Consider the following 16,504-nt stretch of genomic DNA (forward strand, 5'->3'; position numbering starts at 1 on the left):
TACGGGACCCGGGTGGACAACCCGGAAAATAGGGAATCGACCCCCATGATTTCGCCCCGCCGATGGCCGAGTGTTGGTGTCACCGATCGCGACCGCATCGGTGTCCCCACCGCCACAGGAGTCCGAATCATGAAGCGCTACCTCATCGAACGCGAGATCCCCGGCGCCGCCGACCTCACCCCGGCCGAGCTCTCGGACATCGCGACGAAGTCGAATGCCGCCGTGACCTCGCTCGGGGTGCCCTACCGCTGGATCACCAGCTACGTCGCGGGCGACAAGCTGTACTGCCTGCACGAGGCCGAGGACATGGGCGCGGTGCGCGAACACGCCCGCCGCGGCGGCTTCCCCGCGAACCTCGTCGTCGAGGTGTCCGGCGAGTTCGGCCCGCACACCGCCACCCCCTGATCGCCGACCCGACCATCCGAAAGAGGTTGTCCCAGTGCAGGTCCCCGTGATCGCGGGCGCGATGGCGAGCGCGGTCTTCGCCGCCAGCACCCTACCCATGCTGGCAAAAGCTCTCCGCACCAAGGACGTACGCTCCTACAGCCCCGCCAACATCACCCTGGCCAACCTGGGGAACCTGATCTACATGGTGTACGTCCTGGACCTTCCGCCGGGACCGATCTGGGCCCTGCATCTGTTCCACACGCTCAGCTCGGCCCTGATGCTGGTCTGGTACGTGCGCTACGTCCTTCTCGCGGAGCGGGTTTCGCCGGATCCAGGCGGCGCGGCCTGAGGTATTCCGATCAGCGGCGCGCCGATGGCCCGCCCACGGTGTTGTCGAAGACGCCCCGGGCGGGCCCGCTACTCGTCGCGGTCGGGCATCCCGAACCCCCGGGCTATCTCGAGCACGCGTTCCTCGGGCAGCTCCGCCGCGATCCACCCGCGAGCCGCCGCGTGGGCCACGAATTCCGCCGGGGGAGCGACCAGGTGCGCCCCGACGAAGTCCTCCCACTCCAGCCCCCACACCCACTCGCCGTCGGTCACGACCCCGATCCCCACCCGCGCGCCCGGCCGGCCGAGCGCGAACGGGTCCGGCCGCCTGCTCGCCGCCACCACGATCACCACCCCCGCTCGCAGATATCTCAGCAGTCGTCCGGCGTCGTCGGCCGACAGTGTTCCCGGCACACCCTCGAACGCTTCGGCCTGCTCACCGACGCGATGCGGGGCAGCGACGGTCCGGCCGCCGACCAGCTCCGAATGCTCTGCCCCCGAACCGCTCTCACGCCCTGCCTCGATCTCGATCCGCGCCCCGTCCGCCCGCAGCATCCGCGCGAGGATCTCCACCTCGACCCGCGTCCCCCCGATCCCTGCCGTCATCACCTCTCCGGCTCGGACCCGTGCCTCAGCCACCGACAGCGCCTCACCCCGGCGCAACACCCGCATGACACCCGCCACCGAGATGCTCCCCGCCGCGATCCGCAGCCGGGTGGCCCCGTTCCCCGCGAGCAGCGCTTCCCGAAGCCCCGCGGGCGGCCGCCCGAATTCCGATTCCTGCGACTCGTTCCCACAGTCGAGGCACTCGCCCTCGAGACTCCACCACCGCGCGTCCCCGTCCAACACTTCACGGATCACCACGACACCCTCGACCCCGCATCGCCCGCAGTCCCGCGCCGGCCGCGCGCTCTCGGTCACCAGCCCCACGTCGCCGAACCGCCCGCCTACGGTGCGACCCCGGCCGGCGCCGGTGGGTCGATCCGATGGAGGCCCCGGGTGGTCGCGGCGAGGATGCCGGTGTGAGGCGCTACCTCGAGATCGTGGACGATCGCCGTGTCCACGTGGTCGCCGGTCGGGACCTCGAACCAGGGGATCGCGATTTCCACCGCCATCGCGGGGTGATTCCAGCTCACCTGCGGTCCCATGGCCCTCCCTCCGAAATCTCGTCAAGGGTCATCCAACCACCTGGCGCAACGAAACAGATTCGGGCGCTGCGTGATCCGGAATCACGCCCGGTGCCGGGCTCGTCGGCGACCGGAGACGTGTGCCGCCGCGCCCGAGTCCCGCTCAGCGGACACCGAGTCCCGGACAGTGGCTGCCGAATAGCTGTTTACCTGTGACTTTGGTGAAACAGATACATTCCAGATGTTTGCTGGGTTAGGTTTCCGGGCACGCCGGACAATCGGCGCTGATTAGCTCGGAGGAACACCGTGGAATACGTAGGGTCTGTCGCCGGAGTTTTGCAGACGATCATCCTGACCATTCTGGCCAACACCGGCTCGGGGGGTTCCGGCTCCGGCCTGTGAACCTCGGGGGTTCGGGTCGGCGGGGCCGGGCCGAACCCCTTCGGTCGGGGATGATCTCGATCGACGAGATCGCTTGATGTGGAAAGCAATTCAGAAAATCGAATTGTGTATCGACAGGTGGGCCGAGTGATTCGCGAATAGGCGTAAAACGAGTGGCCGGCCGGGCCCCGATCTGTGATGATCGGGGTGTTGCTGTTTCTGGGGTGGGGACAGCGGACGGAGGCCAGTCATGGTCGGTGTACTCGCCGGTGTTCCTTTGCATTCGACCGTGGTCGCCGCGCTGCGCGGCGCCGCCGCCACACGGGTGCCCGATCCGGTCGACACGCACACGCTGCTGGTAGAGATCATGCGCGCGGACATGACGGGTGACTGGTCGCGAATCTGCCTGCACGCCGGGGACATCGAGGCGATCGCGGACAAGCTCGTCATCGACCCGGTCACCGTCGGCGTCTGGCACTGGGAGAACATCCAGCTCACCGATCGGTGCGCGATGGCCCTGGACATCGCGTGGCGGCTCGCGCATCGCTACGGGCTGTGGCCCGTTCCCGCCGGGCTGGTCGTGCTCGGGCTCGTCGCCGACGACTCCGCTGCCGCCGCGCGGGCGTTGCGAGACGGGATGAGCCGACCGCAGTTGCTGGAACTCGTGCAGTCCGACGTGCTGGGAACGACGCTGAGCGGCATCGACCACACGCTCGCGACGGTCCTCGGCGAGTCGGGGACGGCGCAACGCGCGCGGCGGCATCCGCGCGGAAGCCGGCCGGTGGCCGCGGGACGCGCGTCGTCGCGACGCACGGCCGGCGCCGGAAACTGGCTGGTGGCCGGTCCGCCGAGCGGGCAGGGTGATTGGCGGACCGGTACCAATCGCGGTGCGGCGGCGTTCGTCGCGGCCACGTCCTGCGTGATGCTCGTTCTGCTCGGCGCGATGTTGCTGCTTCAGGATCCGGAGGAGTCGACGACCCCGACCCGGAGCAGTTCCACGCCCAGAACGATCACCTGGAACCCGCCGACGTTCAATGTGACTCCGCTGCCCCCGCTCACCTGGACGCTCCGCACCGTGCCGCCTCGGGTCACCGGCGGTTCGGGCCCGCCGTGAGCGCGATGCGGTGATCGAGCTGCCGCGGCGAGGCGCCGTCCTTTCGTACTCAGCTATCGTGTTGCGGCACTGCGGTATTCGAGCCCGAATCCGGCTCGCGCAGGGGAGCGCCGACATGGTGGAGGTGGCGCAGCGCCTCACGGTACGAGGAGATCAAGCCCGTCTCGTGGTACGGCACGCCGACCTCGGCGCAGTAGTCGCGCACGATCGGCCGGGCGTGGCGCAGGTTCGGGGTCGGCATGCTCGGGAACAGGTGGTGTTCGATCTGATAGTTGAGCCCGCCCAGCGCGAAATCGGTCAGTGCGCCGCCCTTGACATTTCGTGAGGTCAGGACTTGGCGGCGGAAGTAGTCGGGACGATCGTCACCGGTCAGGGTCGGCATGCCCTTGTGGTTCGGGGCGAAGATGCAGCCCATGTACAGGCCGAACAGGCCCTGGTGCACGGCGAAGAACACCAGCGCCTTGTCGGCGGGCAGCACCGCGAACAGCGCGGCGAGGTAGATCGCGAAGTGGCCGAACAGCAGTGCGCCCTCGAGCCCCCGGTGTTTGACGGATTGATTACGGAGCGCGCGAACGCCCGCCACGTGCAGGTTCAGCCCCTCCAGCAACAGCAGGGGGAAGAACAGGAACGCCTGCGCCCGCCCGATGATCCGCGCGACCCCGCGACTGGACCGGGCCTGCCGCTGCGACCACACCAGAATGTCCGGCGCGACATCGGGATCCAGCTCCTCGTGGTTGGGGTTGGCGTGGTGCCGCGTGTGCTTGTCCTGCCACCACCCGTACCCCAGCCCGATGCCGGCGTTCCCGACGATCCGCCCCATCAGCTCCGTGGGCCGCCGCAGCCGAAAGACCTGCCGGTGCGCCACGTCGTGCATGACGAGCGCGACCTGCGCGAACGTCACCGCCATGAACCCCGCGATCCCGATCGTCCACCACGAGTCGCCGACGAGCACGAACCCCGCCCACCCACCGACGAACGCCGCCCCGACGAGCCCCAACCGAACCCCGTAGTACACCGGCCGCCGCTCCATGAGCCCCGCGTCGGAAATCCGCCGCAACAGCCGGGCGTAGTCGCCCTCCGCGCCCCGTCGCGGCGACCGCGGAGATGACTGGGACCCCAACGCAGATGTCGTCATGACCCGACGCTAACGACGGATTTCTCGTCCGATGTAACCCTTTGGTATGACATGGAATTGGACCGCAGTGTGGTATCCGCCCCGGCTTCGGATGCCCGAATTCCGTTCCAGCCCTCCATTTCCGAGCGCGACCATTCGCGCAGACGCAAGTTCGCCACCCGGTTCGCGACCGTACCAACTGCGGAACAGCCATCCCCGAAATCGGAATGGGCCGCCGAGCTACAGCCCGGCGGCCCATTCCGTGGGATCGAGAATTTAATCCAGGTAATCCCGCAAAACCTGGGAGCGGCTCGGGTGGCGGAGCTTGCTCATCGTCTTCGACTCGATCTGGCGGATCCGCTCGCGAGTCACGCCGTAGACCTGGCCGATCTCGTCCAGGGTGCGGGGCTGGCCGTCGGTCAGGCCGAAGCGTAGGCGGACCACGCCGGCCTCGCGCTCGGAGAGGGTCTCCAGGACCGACTGCAGCTGATCCTGCAGCAGGGTGAAGCTCACCGCGTCGACCGCGACAACCGCCTCGGAATCCTCGATGAAGTCACCGAGCTGCGAGTCACCCTCGTCACCGATGGTCTGATCCAGGGAGATGGGCTCACGCGCGTACTGCTGGATCTCCAGCACCTTCTCCGGCGTGATGTCCATTTCCTTGGCGAGCTCTTCGGGCGTGGGCTCGCGGCCCAGATCCTGCAGCAGCTCACGCTGGATACGGCCGAGCTTGTTGATGACCTCGACCATGTGCACCGGAATACGGATGGTGCGGGCCTGGTCGGCCATCGCGCGGGTGATGGCCTGGCGGATCCACCACGTCGCGTAGGTCGAGAACTTGTAGCCCTTGGTGTAGTCGAACTTCTCGACCGCGCGGATCAGACCGAGGTTGCCTTCCTGGATCAGATCCAGGAACGCCATGCCGCGGCCGGTGTAGCGCTTGGCCAGCGACACCACGAGCCGGAGGTTCGCCTCGAGCAGGTGGTTCTTGGCGCGGTTGCCGTCACGCATGATCCACTGCAGATCGCGCCGCAGCTGAACGGTGAGCTTCTCACCCTTCTCGGCGAACTCGCGCAGCTTCTCGGTGGCGTAGAGCCCGGCCTCGATGCGCTTGGCGAGCTCGACCTCCTCCTCGGCATTGAGCAGCGCGACCTTGCCGATCTGCTTCAGGTACGCGCGGACCGAGTCGGCCGAGGCCGTCAGCTCGGCATCCTTGCGGGCCTGGCGCAGGGCCTCGGATTCCTCCTCGTCCCAGACGAAGTCGCCGGAGGCCTTGTCCTTCTCGGAGGGCTCCTCGGCCTCTTCGGCCTCGGGGCTGTCGCCCTCCTCTGCCTCCTCGGCCTCGTCCTCGACGACCTCGTCGACCAGATCGGTCTCGTCGACCTCCAGGTCGCCGAGATCATCGAGCTCGACCGACTCGTCGTCGGAGATCTCGATCGGTTCGCCGTCGGGCCCGACCTCGGCCTTCTTGGCGCCGGCCTTCTTCGGAGCAGCCTTGGCGGCCTTGGCGGGAGCCTTCTTGGCAGCGACCTTCTTGGTGGCGGCCTTCTTGGCCGCCACCTTCTTGGCCGGAGCTTTCTTGGCGGCAGCCTTCTTGACCGGCCGTGCTGCGGTGGAATCTGCGGAGTCGGCTTCGTCAGCCGATTCGGCGGTCTCTCGGGTATTCGTGGCTACCACGTACGCCCTTTCGTGACGGTCTCGTGCGGCGTCACGCCAGAGTGGTGATCCGGCGGAGCGGTCTGTCGGGGGATACCGGCGCGAGTGCCGGGTTGGTTTTACCGGCTTGCCGCCGGTCTTGTTCCATTGTAACGATCGAACCAGGCTGCTTACGGTGCGATACCGCTAGACACAGCCATCGCGGCTCCGACAATGCCCGCGGTGTTCTTCAGATCCGCCGCCACAACGGGAGTTCTGTTGGTGAGCAAGGGAATCCATTCGTGGTGGTCACGACTGATGCCGCCACCGGCCACGAACACGTTCGGCCAGAAGAGGTTTTCCAGCGTCACCAGCACCTTACTGACTTCGGCGGCCCATTCCGGGTAGCTCAGCCCCTGGCGATCCTTGATCGAGGCCGCCGCCCGGTGCTCGGCCTCGCGCCCGTCGACCTCGATGTGGCCGAGTTCGCTGTTGGGCACGAGCACCCCGTTGTACATGATCGCGGACCCGATGCCGGTCCCGAAGGTCAGCAACACGACCAGCCCGTGCAGATCCTTGGCCGCGCCGTAGGTGTCCTCGGCGAGCCCGGCCGCGTCGGCGTCGTTGAGGACGGTGACCTCCCGCCCGCCCAGCGCCGTGCTGAACAGCGCCCGCGCGTCGACCCCGATCCAGGTCTTGTCGATATTGGCGGCGCTGCGCACGAGCCCGCCGATCACCACGCTCGGCATGGTGATACCGACCGGGCCGTCCCAGCCGGCCTGCGCGACGACCTTGGCCACCGTCTCGGCCACCGCCGCGGGCGTGGCGGGCTGCGGGGTCGCGACCTTGATTCGTTCCTGGACCAGTTCCCCGGTAGCCAGGTCCACCGCCGCGCCTTTGACACCGCTGCCACCGATGTCGATCCCGAACGCGTGGCCCCGCTTGGACATGACGAACTCCCCGTTCTCCCGGCTGGATGAGCTGTGGCGTGCACGACAAGCCTAATGCGCGGTGTGCCGGATCTGTGCTGCGATGGGAATCGTGCCGGAATCCGATATCACCTCCACCGCATCGAACACCACCTCGACCGCCGCCGTGGCCGACATCGCCGAACTACGCCGCGTAGCGGTACATCTCGCGCAAACCGCCGCCGCGCACGTGCGCACGCGCCGCCCCCAGGTCTTCGAATCGGGAGCGGTCGCCGGAGACGCCGTGCAATCCAAGAGCACACCCACCGACCCGGTCACCGTCGTCGACACCGAGACCGAGCACCTGGTGCGCCGGCTGGTCGCCGAACTGCGCCCCGGCGACCACGTGGTCGGCGAGGAGGACGGCGGCACCCTGCTGGCCGATCCCGACGCCGTGCAGTGGGTGGTCGATCCCATCGACGGCACCGTCAACTTCGTCTACGGCATCCCCGCCTACTCGGTCTCGGTGGCCGCGGTGCGCGGCGGCCGGTCGGTGGCGGGCGCGGTGGCGGACGTGGCGGCCGGGGTCACCTACAGCGCCGGGCTCGGGCAAGGCGCGCATCGCACCGGCCCGGACGCCTCGCAGATTCCCTTGCACTGCAATCGGATTGCGGAGGTCTCCCTGGCCCTGGTGGCGACCGGATTCGGGTACGGCACCGCGCGCCGCGCCCGGCAGGGCGAACTGCTGGCCCAGTTGCTCCCGCACATCCGGGACATCCGCCGGGTGGGTTCGGCCGCCCTGGACCTGTGCATGGTCGCCGAGGGCCGCGTGGACGCGCACTACGAGCACGGCCTGAACCTGTGGGACTGGGCCGCGGGCGCGCTCATCGCCGCCGAGGCCGGCGCCACGCTCATCGTGCCCGCGCCGGGCACCGGGGGAGCGGCGGGTGAACTGGTGGTCGCGGCCGCGCCGGGCATCGCCGACGAACTGAGCGGTCTGCTCGACAAGCTCGGTGTCACGGCCCCTATCCCGCAGTAGGACAGCCCGGTTGACAGAACGCGAATCGCCGCGCCCACCATGGGCGCGGCGATCGGTGTGTGGCGTTCGACCGGGCAGGTCAGCGGCCGTGCGTCAGCACTTGGCGTGCCGGGCCGCCGACAGCAGTTTCGAGTCGATCGCCGGCGCGGTCCCCGCCGGCGCGTTCTTCAGGGCCCGCAGCACCTCCTCGGCATCGGTGCTCGGCCGCAGATCACGGAAGAGCGATCCGAGGACGAAATCCACCGTGTCGTCCGCGCGGGAGTCCTCGATGAGTTCCGCGCACGGCGCGACCAACTGCACCGCCGCGGCAGCTGGGCGGCCGCTCACGCCGAAGCGAATCTGGCCGGTGCACTCCAGATCTCCGTTGACGTAGACCGGGTCGTTGCCCACCTGCACGTCCGGCGCGCTGGCGAAACCCAGATCGCCGAGGCCGGCCGCGACGTGCGCCGCCTGCCCGCGCTGCCCGTTCGCGTTGAACACGCGCACCTTGGACTGCGACAGCGGCACCGGCTCCACATCGCGCAGGAACCCCTGTCCCTGGCGCGTGCCCATCGGAACCGGGGCCGGAGCACTGGTACTGGACGCCGGGCTGGGTGAATTGCACGACATCGCAGCCTGATCCGATTCGGTCGTCGTCAGCGCGCGAAACCACACCACGACGGAGATCAGAGCGATGACACCCACCATGGCTGCCCACGGCTCCCAGCGTCGCCGGATGAATTGCCGCCCCTTGGGGTCGGTCGAGTTGCCTTGGGTGATCAGTGAAACCACGGACATCACTCTACGAACACGAAGGGTCCGGTGCGCGCAAGGCACCGGTAAGCCGCCCTACTTCTCGGCAAGTCGGCCGGATCGTGATCCGGGCGCGAGAAGATCACGGCAGCGGTGAGCCAGGTCTCGGACCGTTCCCCCGGTGATGACGATTACCCCTCAGTTTCGAATCACGCGTGTTTTGATTGCGACTTTTGGGCCGGGGTCCGCTATTGTCTGGCGGCCCAGATCGTATCGCCCGGGTTGAATCGGGGGTTCGATTTCGGGAACAACAAGGGCATGTCCTGCGTTGACCGAGCGCGATCCGGTGCGGATCAGGAGCATCCGGCCCGATCGGTGACCGGTGTACGTGTGGCGTACACCACGGGCGGGGCGGCGAAGGCCGGTTCGGTTCCCTCGGGAGCCGGGACGGTGGGAGCCGGTCCGGGATCTACGGAGTAAGGACGAGGGGAAGACGACATGGCAACCGACTATGACGCACCACGGCGTAGTGAAACCGACGAAGTGTCGGAGGACTCGCTCGAGGAGCTGAAGGCTCGTCGCAACGAGGCGGCATCCGCCGTCGTGGATATCGACGAATCCGATACCGCGGAGTCGTTCGAGCTTCCCGGCGCGGATCTGTCCGAGGAGGTGCTCTCGGTCCGGGTCATCCCGAAGCAGGCCGACGAGTTCACCTGCTCGAGCTGCTTCCTGGTGCACCACCGCAGCCGTCTCGCCAGCGAGGCGAGCGGGCAGCTGATTTGCATGGACTGCGCGGCCTGAGTACTTCTGCCGAACAGCCCTGAGCAGGAAGTTCCGTCTGCCCGCGCTCGGTCCACCGAGCGCGGCCAGTTTCAGCCCGGGTAACAACGAGCGCTGGCCGGTACTGGCCGGCGCTCGACACAACGCACACATCCGGATTCACTTCGGGTCGATGAAACGCTGCCCCGTCAGGCAGCGTTTTTTGGCGTTGTGCGGGGGTACATCTCGGCGCTGTGCGGGGTACCGCCGACTCAGCTCGCGTTCTCGATACCGAGCGCGGCCAGCACCCGCTCCGGACGGCGCGTGCTCACCAGCCAGTACGGCGTCGGGTCGTCCGGATCGTCGAGCACCAGCAGCACCAGCGACCCGATCCACGCGCGATGCTGCACGTAGGCGGCCGGATCGAGCTGACGGCCCAGCGCCGCGCTCTTCGCGCTGCCGGGCACGCTCGCGCCGCGCGCGACGAAGGTGGCGGGCAGATGCGCGCGATCGACACGCAGTTCCGGCGTACCGGCGGCGTCGCGAACCACCTCCACCCGATGCCGGGACAGCCACAACAGCACCCACACCGGAATCGGGAACAGCAGCACGTACGGCAGCCAGGCCCGGATTCCCGGTGCGCCCATGTGGATTTCGGCGGCCAGCAGGCCGGTGATCGCCAACCCGACGGGCCACCACCACAGGGGCACCCAGAGGCGCTCGGAGTAGAGCGGAACGCTCCGCTGCTCGGTTTCGGTACTCACCTGAGGGGACTGGTCGGACACGACATCAGACTAGGTCAATGAGTTGGACGCCGAACGCGTAGGCTCGGCCCACGTGACCGGTATTCCGACTGTTCCCCTGCTGCGGCTCGATCCCAGCATGCCCGTACCGACGCGCGCCCACGAGGGCGACGCGGGCGTGGACCTGTGCACCACCGAGGACGTCATCATCGAACCGGGAGAACGGGTGCTCGTCGGCACCGGGCTCGCGGTGGCGCTCCCGATGGGCACCGTCGGGCTGATCCATCCCCGTTCGGGGCTGGCGGCCAAGGCGGGTCTGTCCGTCGTCAACACCCCCGGCACGGTCGACGCCGGGTACCGGGGCGAGATCAAGGTGTGTCTGATCAATCACGATCCGCGCACACCCATCGAGCTCCGGCGGGGTGACCGCATCGCGCAGTTGCTGGTGCAGCGGGTGGAACTGGTGGAATTCATGGAGGTGGACTCGCTCGACGACACCGAGCGCGGCGCAGGAGGATACGGATCGAGCGGTGGGCACGCGAGCCTGACCGCGGAATCCGGTGGGGTGGGCCAGGTGGCCGGTAAGGAGGCATGACGATGTTCGGGAAGAAGAAGCGCAGCGGTGAGCCGGAGGATTCCGGTCACTACGACGACGAGTACTACGACGAGTACGACGACGCCGAATACTCCGATGACACCGACGAGTTCGAGACGCAGGGCTACGCCGAGCCCGAGCCCGAACCCGCGTACGAGGAACCGGAGCGTGATGACCGCACCGGCCCCTACAACTACGACGATGTCGTCGATCGCCTCGCGACCGTGGCCGAGCAGCGCCTGGACCTGGGATCGGTCATCGTGCCGGTGCCGCCGGGCGGGCAGCTGCAGGTCGAGATGACCCCGGACGGCACCCCGCAGGCGGTGCACCTGGCCACCGAGCACGGCCGGATCACGGTCGCCGCCTACGCCGCACCCAAGTCGGCCGGTCAATGGCGTTCGGTGGCAGCCGATCTCGCCGAGACCCTGCGCAAGGACGGCGCCCAGGTGTCGGTGCAGAACGGCCCGTGGGGCCGGGAGCTGCACGCGGTCACCGAGGGCGCGGACCTGCGCTTCATCGGCGTGGACGGCTACCGCTGGATGGTCCGCCTGGTCGCGGCCGGCCCGTCCGGCGCCGCGGTCGACGGCGCGCCGCTGGTCACCGCGGCCCGCGCGATCATGAGCGAGACCGTGGTCAGACGCGGGGACGAACCGCTGCCGGTGCGCGAGCCGCTGCCGGTGGTCCTACCCCAGGAGCTCGCCGATCAGCTCGCCGCGGCCCATCAGCAGCAGCTGGCCGCCCAGCAGCAGGCGATGGCGGCCCAGCTGGCCGCCATGAACGGCGGCCCGCAGCCGATCCCGACCGCGGCCCCCCAGGAGCCGCGCCGCGGCGCCGAGGGTTCGGCGATGCAGCAGCTCGGCCTGAACTAGGCGACTACCCGGAACACGGCGGGTTCACGAACGGTCTTCGCATCCAACGGATGCGAAGACCGTTCGCCTGTCATGAGATTCGGCACACCGAGCGCCGGGCGTGGCGCGACATCGGTTCGCCACACCGCGGCGGCTGTGGGTCGCGGCGCGATGGGAACGCACCGCTCGGGCTCAACCGGCAAGGGCATTCGAACCGCCCGGGCACGACCGACAGGTGCACCCGAAGACCCGGGCACGACCGGCAAGTCACCCGGGCACAACCGGCAAGTGCACCCGAACTGGTGCGGCCGGACCTGCCGAGGCGGCAAGACGGTCGCCGGTCACCGAGGGGTGCAGGGTCGCGCGGAATTCGTTGCGGGCTCGGGGTGGTCAGCGGGACGCGACGCGGGGGAGCAGCCCACCGACGCCGCGGGCGCCGAGGATCGCGGGATCCGCGCCCAATTCGTCCAGGGTGATCCGGTGCAGGTGGGCGTCGGGGATCAGGGCGGCCCAGCGTTCGGCCACGGTGATCGGGTGCACGGGATCGTCGACCGCGCCCACGATGTGCACCGGCGCGGTGATCGCGGCGAGCAGGCCGGGTTCGGGCCAGGCGTACGAAGCCGCTTCCTCCAGGGCCGCGGGCAGATCCGGCCACTGGGAGCGCCAGGAGCGGGTCAGGGCCTCGGCCAGCCAGGCGGGGCTCGAGGCGCGCATGCGCTCGATCATCGCGTCGAGGCCGTCGGCGCGGAGCTGGGCCGCGGTGGCCGCGGCGCTCAGGGCCGCGGGGCAGCCGGTGGTGTCCGCGCCGGTCCAGGCGGGCAGGGCCGCGACCACGCCGTACGTGGATTCGGGGTGCCGGGCGGCCCAGTCGACCGCGACCGCCGCGCCCAGGGAGATGCCCGCGATCAGCACCGGGCCCGAGCGCGCGGCCGCGTCCAGGGCCGCGTGATAGCTCTCGATCACGCGCAGCGGGTCGGGATCCACCGCGACGCAGGGCACACCGGCTGCGGTGCAGGCGGATTCGAAGGCACGACGGGCGAAGTGGGCGTCGGAGCCGGTTCCGGGCAGGGCGACGGCGACCGCCGGAATGGAGAGATCGGGCACCGGGCGAGCGTACTGCGACGGGCGCGCGTGGCGAGGGGAGGCTCTCACCTCTACAGTGGCGGTGTACGGCCACAGCCGGTTGTGTGGGCGGTGCTGCGGGAACGTCGTCGGCCACAAGCAGTTGGCGGCAGCAGCGGCCCATCGGGTGTGTGGCAAGAACGAACGACGTGCGACCCACGCCGTGTTGCTCTACAGGAGAGCGTGCGAGATGCCATCCACGGGTGGGAAGGACACCCCGTCAGGCTATTTCCGGCGACTGAGCCGGAGACTGACGGCGGACCTGGATCATTTGGATGCCGAAGAGCTCGCCGAGACGTCCGAAGCGTCCGGCGCGTGTCAGGCATCGCAGTGCAGACGCGGCGAAGAGGTCACCATGCTCGGGCGGCTGCGCAGCGTCGAGGCCTGTCCGAAGTCCGCGGGCGCGGAATTCTCGGCCGAGTTCTTCGACGGCACCGACAGTGTGTCGCTGGTCTTCATCGGCCGGCGTCGCATCCCCGGTCTCGAGCCGGGGCGACGTATTCTGGTCCGCGGCCGCGTCGGTGAACGACGCGACGGCGGCAAGGTCATCTACAACCCCTACTACGAACTCCGTGGGAATTCCTGACGCATGTCGATACCGACCAGCAGCAACGACGAGGGCCGCAGGCCCACCGAGACCCGGAGGCCGCTGGAGGATCGCGGCGCGTACTCCGAGCCGGGCGCCGAGCTTCTCGAAGCCGACCGCGCCGCGGTGGAGGCCGAGGAGGAACGCGAGGCCGAGACCCAGCAGACGCTGCTCGAGCAGCTCGGCGGTTTCAGCGGCCTGATCTACTCCTCGCTGCCGGTGCTGGTGTTCGTGCCGGTGAACTCCCTGCGCGGGCTGGGACCCGCGCTGTGGGCCGCGATGGGTGTGGCCATCGCGATTCTGATCTGGCGTCTGGTGCGCAAGGACCCGATCCAGCCGGCGATCTCCGGTTTCCTGGGCGTCGGCGTGTGCGCGTTCATCGCCTGGCGCATGGGTGAGGCCAAGGGCTTCTTCCTGTTCGGCATCTACGCCAGCCTGGTGTACGGGGGCGCGTTCCTGCTGTCCCTGGTGGTGCGCTGGCCGCTGGCGGGTGTCATCTGGGGTGTGCTGAACGGGCACGGCAGCGACTGGCGTTCCGACCGCCGCGCGATGCGCCTGTACGACCTGGCCACCGCGGTCTGGGCGGTGGTGTTCGGCGCCCGGTACCTGGTGCAGAACCACCTCTACGCCTCCGACAGCACCGGTCTGCTGGCCGTGGCGCGCCTGGCCATGGGCTGGCCGCTGACCGCGGTCGCGCTGGTGGTCACGGTGTGGGCGGTGCGCAAGGCGGGTCATCTGCCGGTCGCCTCCGCCAAGGCGTCCACCCGCGACTGATTCCCGGGCACGGTCGCCCGCGCACCACCTATCCGCTGTTCACGACCTCGCAGGGGCCGTTCGAGTATCGAGCTCGAACGGCCCTTATCGCGCTATGTGCCCACCGCGCAACACCTTCGGTAACGGTTAGGGGTGGGGAGGGGGTGCCCACCCCACCCCTGGGGTACCTATTTCGGCGGCGCCGATCATCGCAGGATCGTTGTGAGACGAACGGCGAAAGGATCGCGGAGTGATTACCGACGGCAAGGCAGTGGCAGCGCAGGACCGTAGCGAGGGGCGCGGTGCGGCGGTGCAGGCGACAGCCTCGCGCCGGCATTCGGCGGGGCGGGGCACCGGCAAGAACAACAGTGCGGCGACGTCGGAATCGCGGCGCGCGGCAGCGGAATTGGAGAAGCTGATCGGTCCCGCCGCGAGCGGTGACAAGCACGCGGTCTCCGACATCCTCAAGATCGTGTACCCGCTGGTGCGCCGCTACTGCGCGGCCCGCATGGGCGGCGGCGGTCACCTGCACGTGACGGCCGACGATGTGGCCCAGGAGATCTGCATGGCGACCGTGCAGGCCATCCCGCGCTACCGGGACCAGGGCAAGTCGTTCCTGGCCTTCGTGTACGGGATCTCGGCCAACAAGGTCGCCGACGCGTTCCGGCGGGCGCAGGTGCACCCGGCCTACCCGGTGGCGGAGTTCCCGGACGAGCCGGGCCACGAGGCCGGCCCGGAGGAGCGCGCGCTGCAGTCCGAAACCCGCGCCGCCACACGCGAACTCATGAAGGTGCTCGCGCCGACCCACCGCGAGGTGCTGGTCATGCGTATCGTGCTGGGCTGGACCGCGGCCGAGACGGCCGAGGCGATCGGCACCAGCCCGGGCGTGGTGCGGGTCATGCAGCACCGCGCGCTGAACAAGCTGCGCGCCGAACTGAAGGTCGCCTAGTGCCGCGGCCGTTCTCAGGCCACGCCGAGATTGTTGTCGAACCCGTTGACGCCGAGGGCTTTGCGTAGCTCGTCCTCGGCCTCCACGGACGTGACGAACAGCAGTTCGTCCTCGCCCTCGAGCGAGTCGTCGGCCTGCGGGACGATGACCCGGCCGCCACGCAGAATGGTGACCAGCGCGGCATCGCGCGGCAGCTTCAGCATGCGAACGGCCTTGCCCGCCAAGGGCGTGTCGGTGGGGAGGGTGATCTCCACCAGATTGGCCTGACCCTGGCGCAGGGTCATGAGCCGCACCAGATCACCGACCGACACCGCCTCCTCGACCAGTGAGGCGAGCAGGCGCGGGGTGGACACGGCCACGTCCACGCCCCACGAGGTGTCGAAGAGCCATTCGTTGCGCGGATCGTTGACCCGCGCCACCACCCGGCCCACGCCGAACTCGGTCTTGGCCAGCAGGCTGAAGACCAGATTCACCTTGTCGTCGCCGGTGGCGGCGATGACCACGTCGTAGGTTTCCAGGCCGGCCTCTTCGAGCGTCTCGAGCTCACAGGCGTCGGCGTGCGTCCAGACCGCGGCGGGCGCGCTGGTGGGATCGATGTGATCGAGGCGGCGCTCCAGCAGCATGACCTGGTGGCCGCCGCGCAACAGCTCCTGGGCGATGGATCGGCCGACGGCGCCGGCGCCCGCAATGGCTACCTTCATTGCTCAGTCCTCGCTCGCGGGGGGATTTCCGGCCAGGGCCACGGCCTCGCCGACGGTCCCCGAGGTGGCGGCGATGTAGACGGTGTCATCGGCCTGCAGCATGGTCTTGGCGTTGGGCAGCATGCCCTGTCCGAAGCGGATCAGGAACGCCACACGCGCGCCGATGGTGTTCTCCAGCGAATGGACCGTGCGCCCGTACCACTCCTCGTGCAGGGTGAGTTCGGTGACAGCGACGGTGCCGGTGGGATCGCGCCAGGTGGTGGTGGACTGATCGGCCACCAGGTTGCGCAGGAAGCGGTCCGTGGTCCACGGCACGGTGGCGATGGTCGGAATGCCGAGGCGCTCGTAGACGGCGGCGCGCTTGGCGTCGTAGATGCGGGCCACGACGCGTTCGACGCCGAAGGTCTCGCGGGCCACGCGGGCGGAGATGATGTTGGAGTTGTCGCCGGAGGACACCGCGGCGAAGGCTCCGGCGCGTTCGATTCCGGCCCGGGTCAGCACATCCCGATCGAAGCCGACGCCGGTGATGCACAGTCCCGGGAAATCGCGGCCCAGGCGCAGGAAGGCACTGGAGTTCTGATCGATCACCGCGACTTCGTGGCCGATGCGGACCAGGGCGCGTGCGAGCGAGGAGCCCACCCGTCCACACCCCATGATCACTACGTACACCGTGCTGTCCCCATT

20 protein-coding genes are annotated in these 16,504 nt (G+C 69.0%); 10 read left to right on the plus strand and 10 right to left on the minus strand.

The features are described from left to right. Positions 1–129 precede the first annotated feature (129 nt). Both ACWIGI_RS09615 and ACWIGI_RS09620 read left to right on the plus strand, forming a co-directional pair. Positions 130–405, plus strand: a complete 276-nt coding sequence (locus ACWIGI_RS09615; RefSeq protein ID WP_454201924.1) for a DUF4242 domain-containing protein — start codon at positions 130–132, stop codon at positions 403–405. Positions 406–439: 34 nt separating this feature from the next. Beyond that, the gene (locus ACWIGI_RS09620) at positions 440–736 is read left to right on the plus strand and encodes a hypothetical protein (protein WP_454201925.1); all 297 of its coding nucleotides are present in this window, start codon (positions 440–442) and stop codon (positions 734–736) included. Positions 737–804: 68 nt separating this feature from the next. Here ACWIGI_RS09620 and ACWIGI_RS09625 read toward each other — a convergent pair whose 3' ends face one another. Together ACWIGI_RS09625 and ACWIGI_RS09630 are read right to left on the minus strand one after the other, a co-directional pair. Beyond that, positions 805–1,575: a hypothetical protein gene (locus ACWIGI_RS09625; RefSeq protein WP_454201926.1), complete on the minus strand. Its 771-nt coding sequence runs from the start codon at positions 1,573–1,575 to the stop codon at positions 805–807. Positions 1,576–1,661: 86 nt separating this feature from the next. Beyond that, positions 1,662–1,862 carry a hypothetical protein gene (locus tag ACWIGI_RS09630; protein WP_454201927.1) on the minus strand — a complete coding sequence of 67 codons (201 nt, stop codon included), beginning with the start codon at positions 1,860–1,862 and terminating at the stop codon, positions 1,662–1,664. 610 nt (positions 1,863–2,472) lie between these two features. Here ACWIGI_RS09630 and ACWIGI_RS09635 point away from each other — a divergent pair. After that, complete coding sequence (locus ACWIGI_RS09635; protein ID WP_454201928.1) at positions 2,473–3,336, plus strand: hypothetical protein; 864 nt, start codon at positions 2,473–2,475, stop codon at positions 3,334–3,336. 49 nt (positions 3,337–3,385) lie between these two features. On the opposite strand, the gene ACWIGI_RS09640 is transcribed toward ACWIGI_RS09635, so the two are convergent. From ACWIGI_RS09640 to ppgK, 3 genes are all read right to left on the minus strand, one after another. Next, on the minus strand, positions 3,386–4,471 hold the full coding sequence (locus ACWIGI_RS09640) for a fatty acid desaturase family protein (RefSeq protein ID WP_454201929.1): 1,086 nt from the start codon (positions 4,469–4,471) through the stop codon (positions 3,386–3,388). A gap of 255 nt (positions 4,472–4,726) precedes the next feature. Then, positions 4,727–6,127 (minus strand): RNA polymerase sigma factor, encoded by a 1,401-nt coding sequence (locus ACWIGI_RS09645; RefSeq protein ID WP_454201930.1) that lies wholly within the window; start codon positions 6,125–6,127, stop codon positions 4,727–4,729. 149 nt (positions 6,128–6,276) lie between these two features. After that, positions 6,277–7,035: a polyphosphate--glucose phosphotransferase gene (gene ppgK, locus ACWIGI_RS09650; protein ID WP_454201931.1), complete on the minus strand. Its 759-nt coding sequence runs from the start codon at positions 7,033–7,035 to the stop codon at positions 6,277–6,279. Positions 7,036–7,117: 82 nt separating this feature from the next. Here ppgK and ACWIGI_RS09655 point away from each other — a divergent pair, with 82 nt between their 5' ends. After that, on the plus strand, positions 7,118–8,032 hold the full coding sequence (locus tag ACWIGI_RS09655; RefSeq protein ID WP_454201932.1) for an inositol monophosphatase family protein: 915 nt from the start codon (positions 7,118–7,120) through the stop codon (positions 8,030–8,032). Between the two features lie 93 nt (positions 8,033–8,125). Here the strand turns inward: ACWIGI_RS09655 and cei are convergent, their stop codons facing one another. Next, positions 8,126–8,803 carry an envelope integrity protein Cei gene (cei, locus tag ACWIGI_RS09660; protein ID WP_454201933.1) on the minus strand — a complete coding sequence of 226 codons (678 nt, stop codon included), beginning with the start codon at positions 8,801–8,803 and terminating at the stop codon, positions 8,126–8,128. Between the two features lie 459 nt (positions 8,804–9,262). On the opposite strand from cei, the gene ACWIGI_RS09665 reads away from it, so the two are divergent. Further along, positions 9,263–9,565, plus strand: coding sequence for a DUF4193 domain-containing protein (locus tag ACWIGI_RS09665; RefSeq protein WP_327145210.1), 303 nt, complete (start codon positions 9,263–9,265; stop codon positions 9,563–9,565). A 230-nt stretch (positions 9,566–9,795) separates the two neighbouring features. Here the strand turns inward: ACWIGI_RS09665 and ACWIGI_RS09670 are convergent, their stop codons facing one another. Further along, positions 9,796–10,308, minus strand: coding sequence for a DUF3093 domain-containing protein (locus ACWIGI_RS09670; RefSeq protein WP_454201934.1), 513 nt, complete (start codon positions 10,306–10,308; stop codon positions 9,796–9,798). 52 nt (positions 10,309–10,360) lie between these two features. On the opposite strand from ACWIGI_RS09670, the gene dut reads away from it, so the two are divergent. Next, complete coding sequence (gene dut, locus ACWIGI_RS09675) at positions 10,361–10,861, plus strand: dUTP diphosphatase (protein ID WP_454201935.1); 501 nt, start codon at positions 10,361–10,363, stop codon at positions 10,859–10,861. A 2-nt stretch (positions 10,862–10,863) separates the two neighbouring features. Beyond that, positions 10,864–11,730 carry a DUF3710 domain-containing protein gene (locus ACWIGI_RS09680; protein ID WP_454202264.1) on the plus strand — a complete coding sequence of 289 codons (867 nt, stop codon included), beginning with the start codon at positions 10,864–10,866 and terminating at the stop codon, positions 11,728–11,730. Positions 11,731–12,099: 369 nt separating this feature from the next. On the opposite strand, the gene ACWIGI_RS09685 is transcribed toward ACWIGI_RS09680, so the two are convergent. Continuing rightward, entirely contained in the window at positions 12,100–12,813 is a 714-nt protein-coding gene (locus ACWIGI_RS09685) for an alpha/beta fold hydrolase (RefSeq protein WP_454201936.1), read from the minus strand. Between the two features lie 208 nt (positions 12,814–13,021). Here ACWIGI_RS09685 and ACWIGI_RS09690 point away from each other — a divergent pair, with 208 nt between their 5' ends. The 3 genes from ACWIGI_RS09690 to ACWIGI_RS09700 all read left to right on the plus strand — a co-directional run bounded on the left by ACWIGI_RS09690 (position 13,022) and on the right by ACWIGI_RS09700 (position 15,119). After that, positions 13,022–13,417 (plus strand): OB-fold nucleic acid binding domain-containing protein, encoded by a 396-nt coding sequence (locus ACWIGI_RS09690; protein ID WP_454201937.1) that lies wholly within the window; start codon positions 13,022–13,024, stop codon positions 13,415–13,417. A 9-nt stretch (positions 13,418–13,426) separates the two neighbouring features. Then, entirely contained in the window at positions 13,427–14,191 is a 765-nt protein-coding gene (locus ACWIGI_RS09695) for a DUF3159 domain-containing protein (RefSeq protein ID WP_454202265.1), read from the plus strand. 229 nt (positions 14,192–14,420) lie between these two features. Continuing rightward, entirely contained in the window at positions 14,421–15,119 is a 699-nt protein-coding gene (locus ACWIGI_RS09700) for a sigma-70 family RNA polymerase sigma factor (protein WP_454201938.1), read from the plus strand. Between the two features lie 14 nt (positions 15,120–15,133). On the opposite strand, the gene ACWIGI_RS09705 is transcribed toward ACWIGI_RS09700, so the two are convergent. Further along, positions 15,134–15,820: a potassium channel family protein gene (locus ACWIGI_RS09705; RefSeq protein WP_454201939.1), complete on the minus strand. Its 687-nt coding sequence runs from the start codon at positions 15,818–15,820 to the stop codon at positions 15,134–15,136. A gap of 3 nt (positions 15,821–15,823) precedes the next feature. Further along, the gene (locus tag ACWIGI_RS09710; RefSeq protein ID WP_379000461.1) at positions 15,824–16,489 is read right to left on the minus strand and encodes a potassium channel family protein; all 666 of its coding nucleotides are present in this window, start codon (positions 16,487–16,489) and stop codon (positions 15,824–15,826) included. Positions 16,490–16,504: the final 15 nt, after the last annotated feature.

The organism is Nocardia sp. NPDC055321 (assembly GCF_053645575.1).

What these genes read in the sequence shown, in the direction of transcription:
- ACWIGI_RS09665 (WP_327145210.1), top strand. Translation starts at nt 9,263, where the DNA reads ATGGCAACCGACTATGACGCACCACGGCGTAGTGAAACCGACGAAGTG.
- ACWIGI_RS09640 (WP_454201929.1), bottom strand. Translation starts at nt 4,471, where the DNA reads ATGACGACATCTGCGTTGGGGTCCCAGTCATCTCCGCGGTCGCCGCGA.
- ACWIGI_RS09615 (WP_454201924.1), top strand. Translation starts at nt 130, where the DNA reads ATGAAGCGCTACCTCATCGAACGCGAGATCCCCGGCGCCGCCGACCTC.
- ACWIGI_RS09630 (WP_454201927.1), bottom strand. Translation starts at nt 1,862, where the DNA reads ATGGGACCGCAGGTGAGCTGGAATCACCCCGCGATGGCGGTGGAAATC.
- ACWIGI_RS09680 (WP_454202264.1), top strand. Translation starts at nt 10,864, where the DNA reads ATGTTCGGGAAGAAGAAGCGCAGCGGTGAGCCGGAGGATTCCGGTCAC.
- ppgK (WP_454201931.1), bottom strand. Translation starts at nt 7,035, where the DNA reads ATGTCCAAGCGGGGCCACGCGTTCGGGATCGACATCGGTGGCAGCGGT.
- ACWIGI_RS09655 (WP_454201932.1), top strand. Translation starts at nt 7,118, where the DNA reads ATGGGAATCGTGCCGGAATCCGATATCACCTCCACCGCATCGAACACC.
- ACWIGI_RS09690 (WP_454201937.1), top strand. Translation starts at nt 13,022, where the DNA reads ATGCCATCCACGGGTGGGAAGGACACCCCGTCAGGCTATTTCCGGCGA.
- ACWIGI_RS09635 (WP_454201928.1), top strand. Translation starts at nt 2,473, where the DNA reads ATGGTCGGTGTACTCGCCGGTGTTCCTTTGCATTCGACCGTGGTCGCC.
- ACWIGI_RS09705 (WP_454201939.1), bottom strand. Translation starts at nt 15,820, where the DNA reads ATGAAGGTAGCCATTGCGGGCGCCGGCGCCGTCGGCCGATCCATCGCC.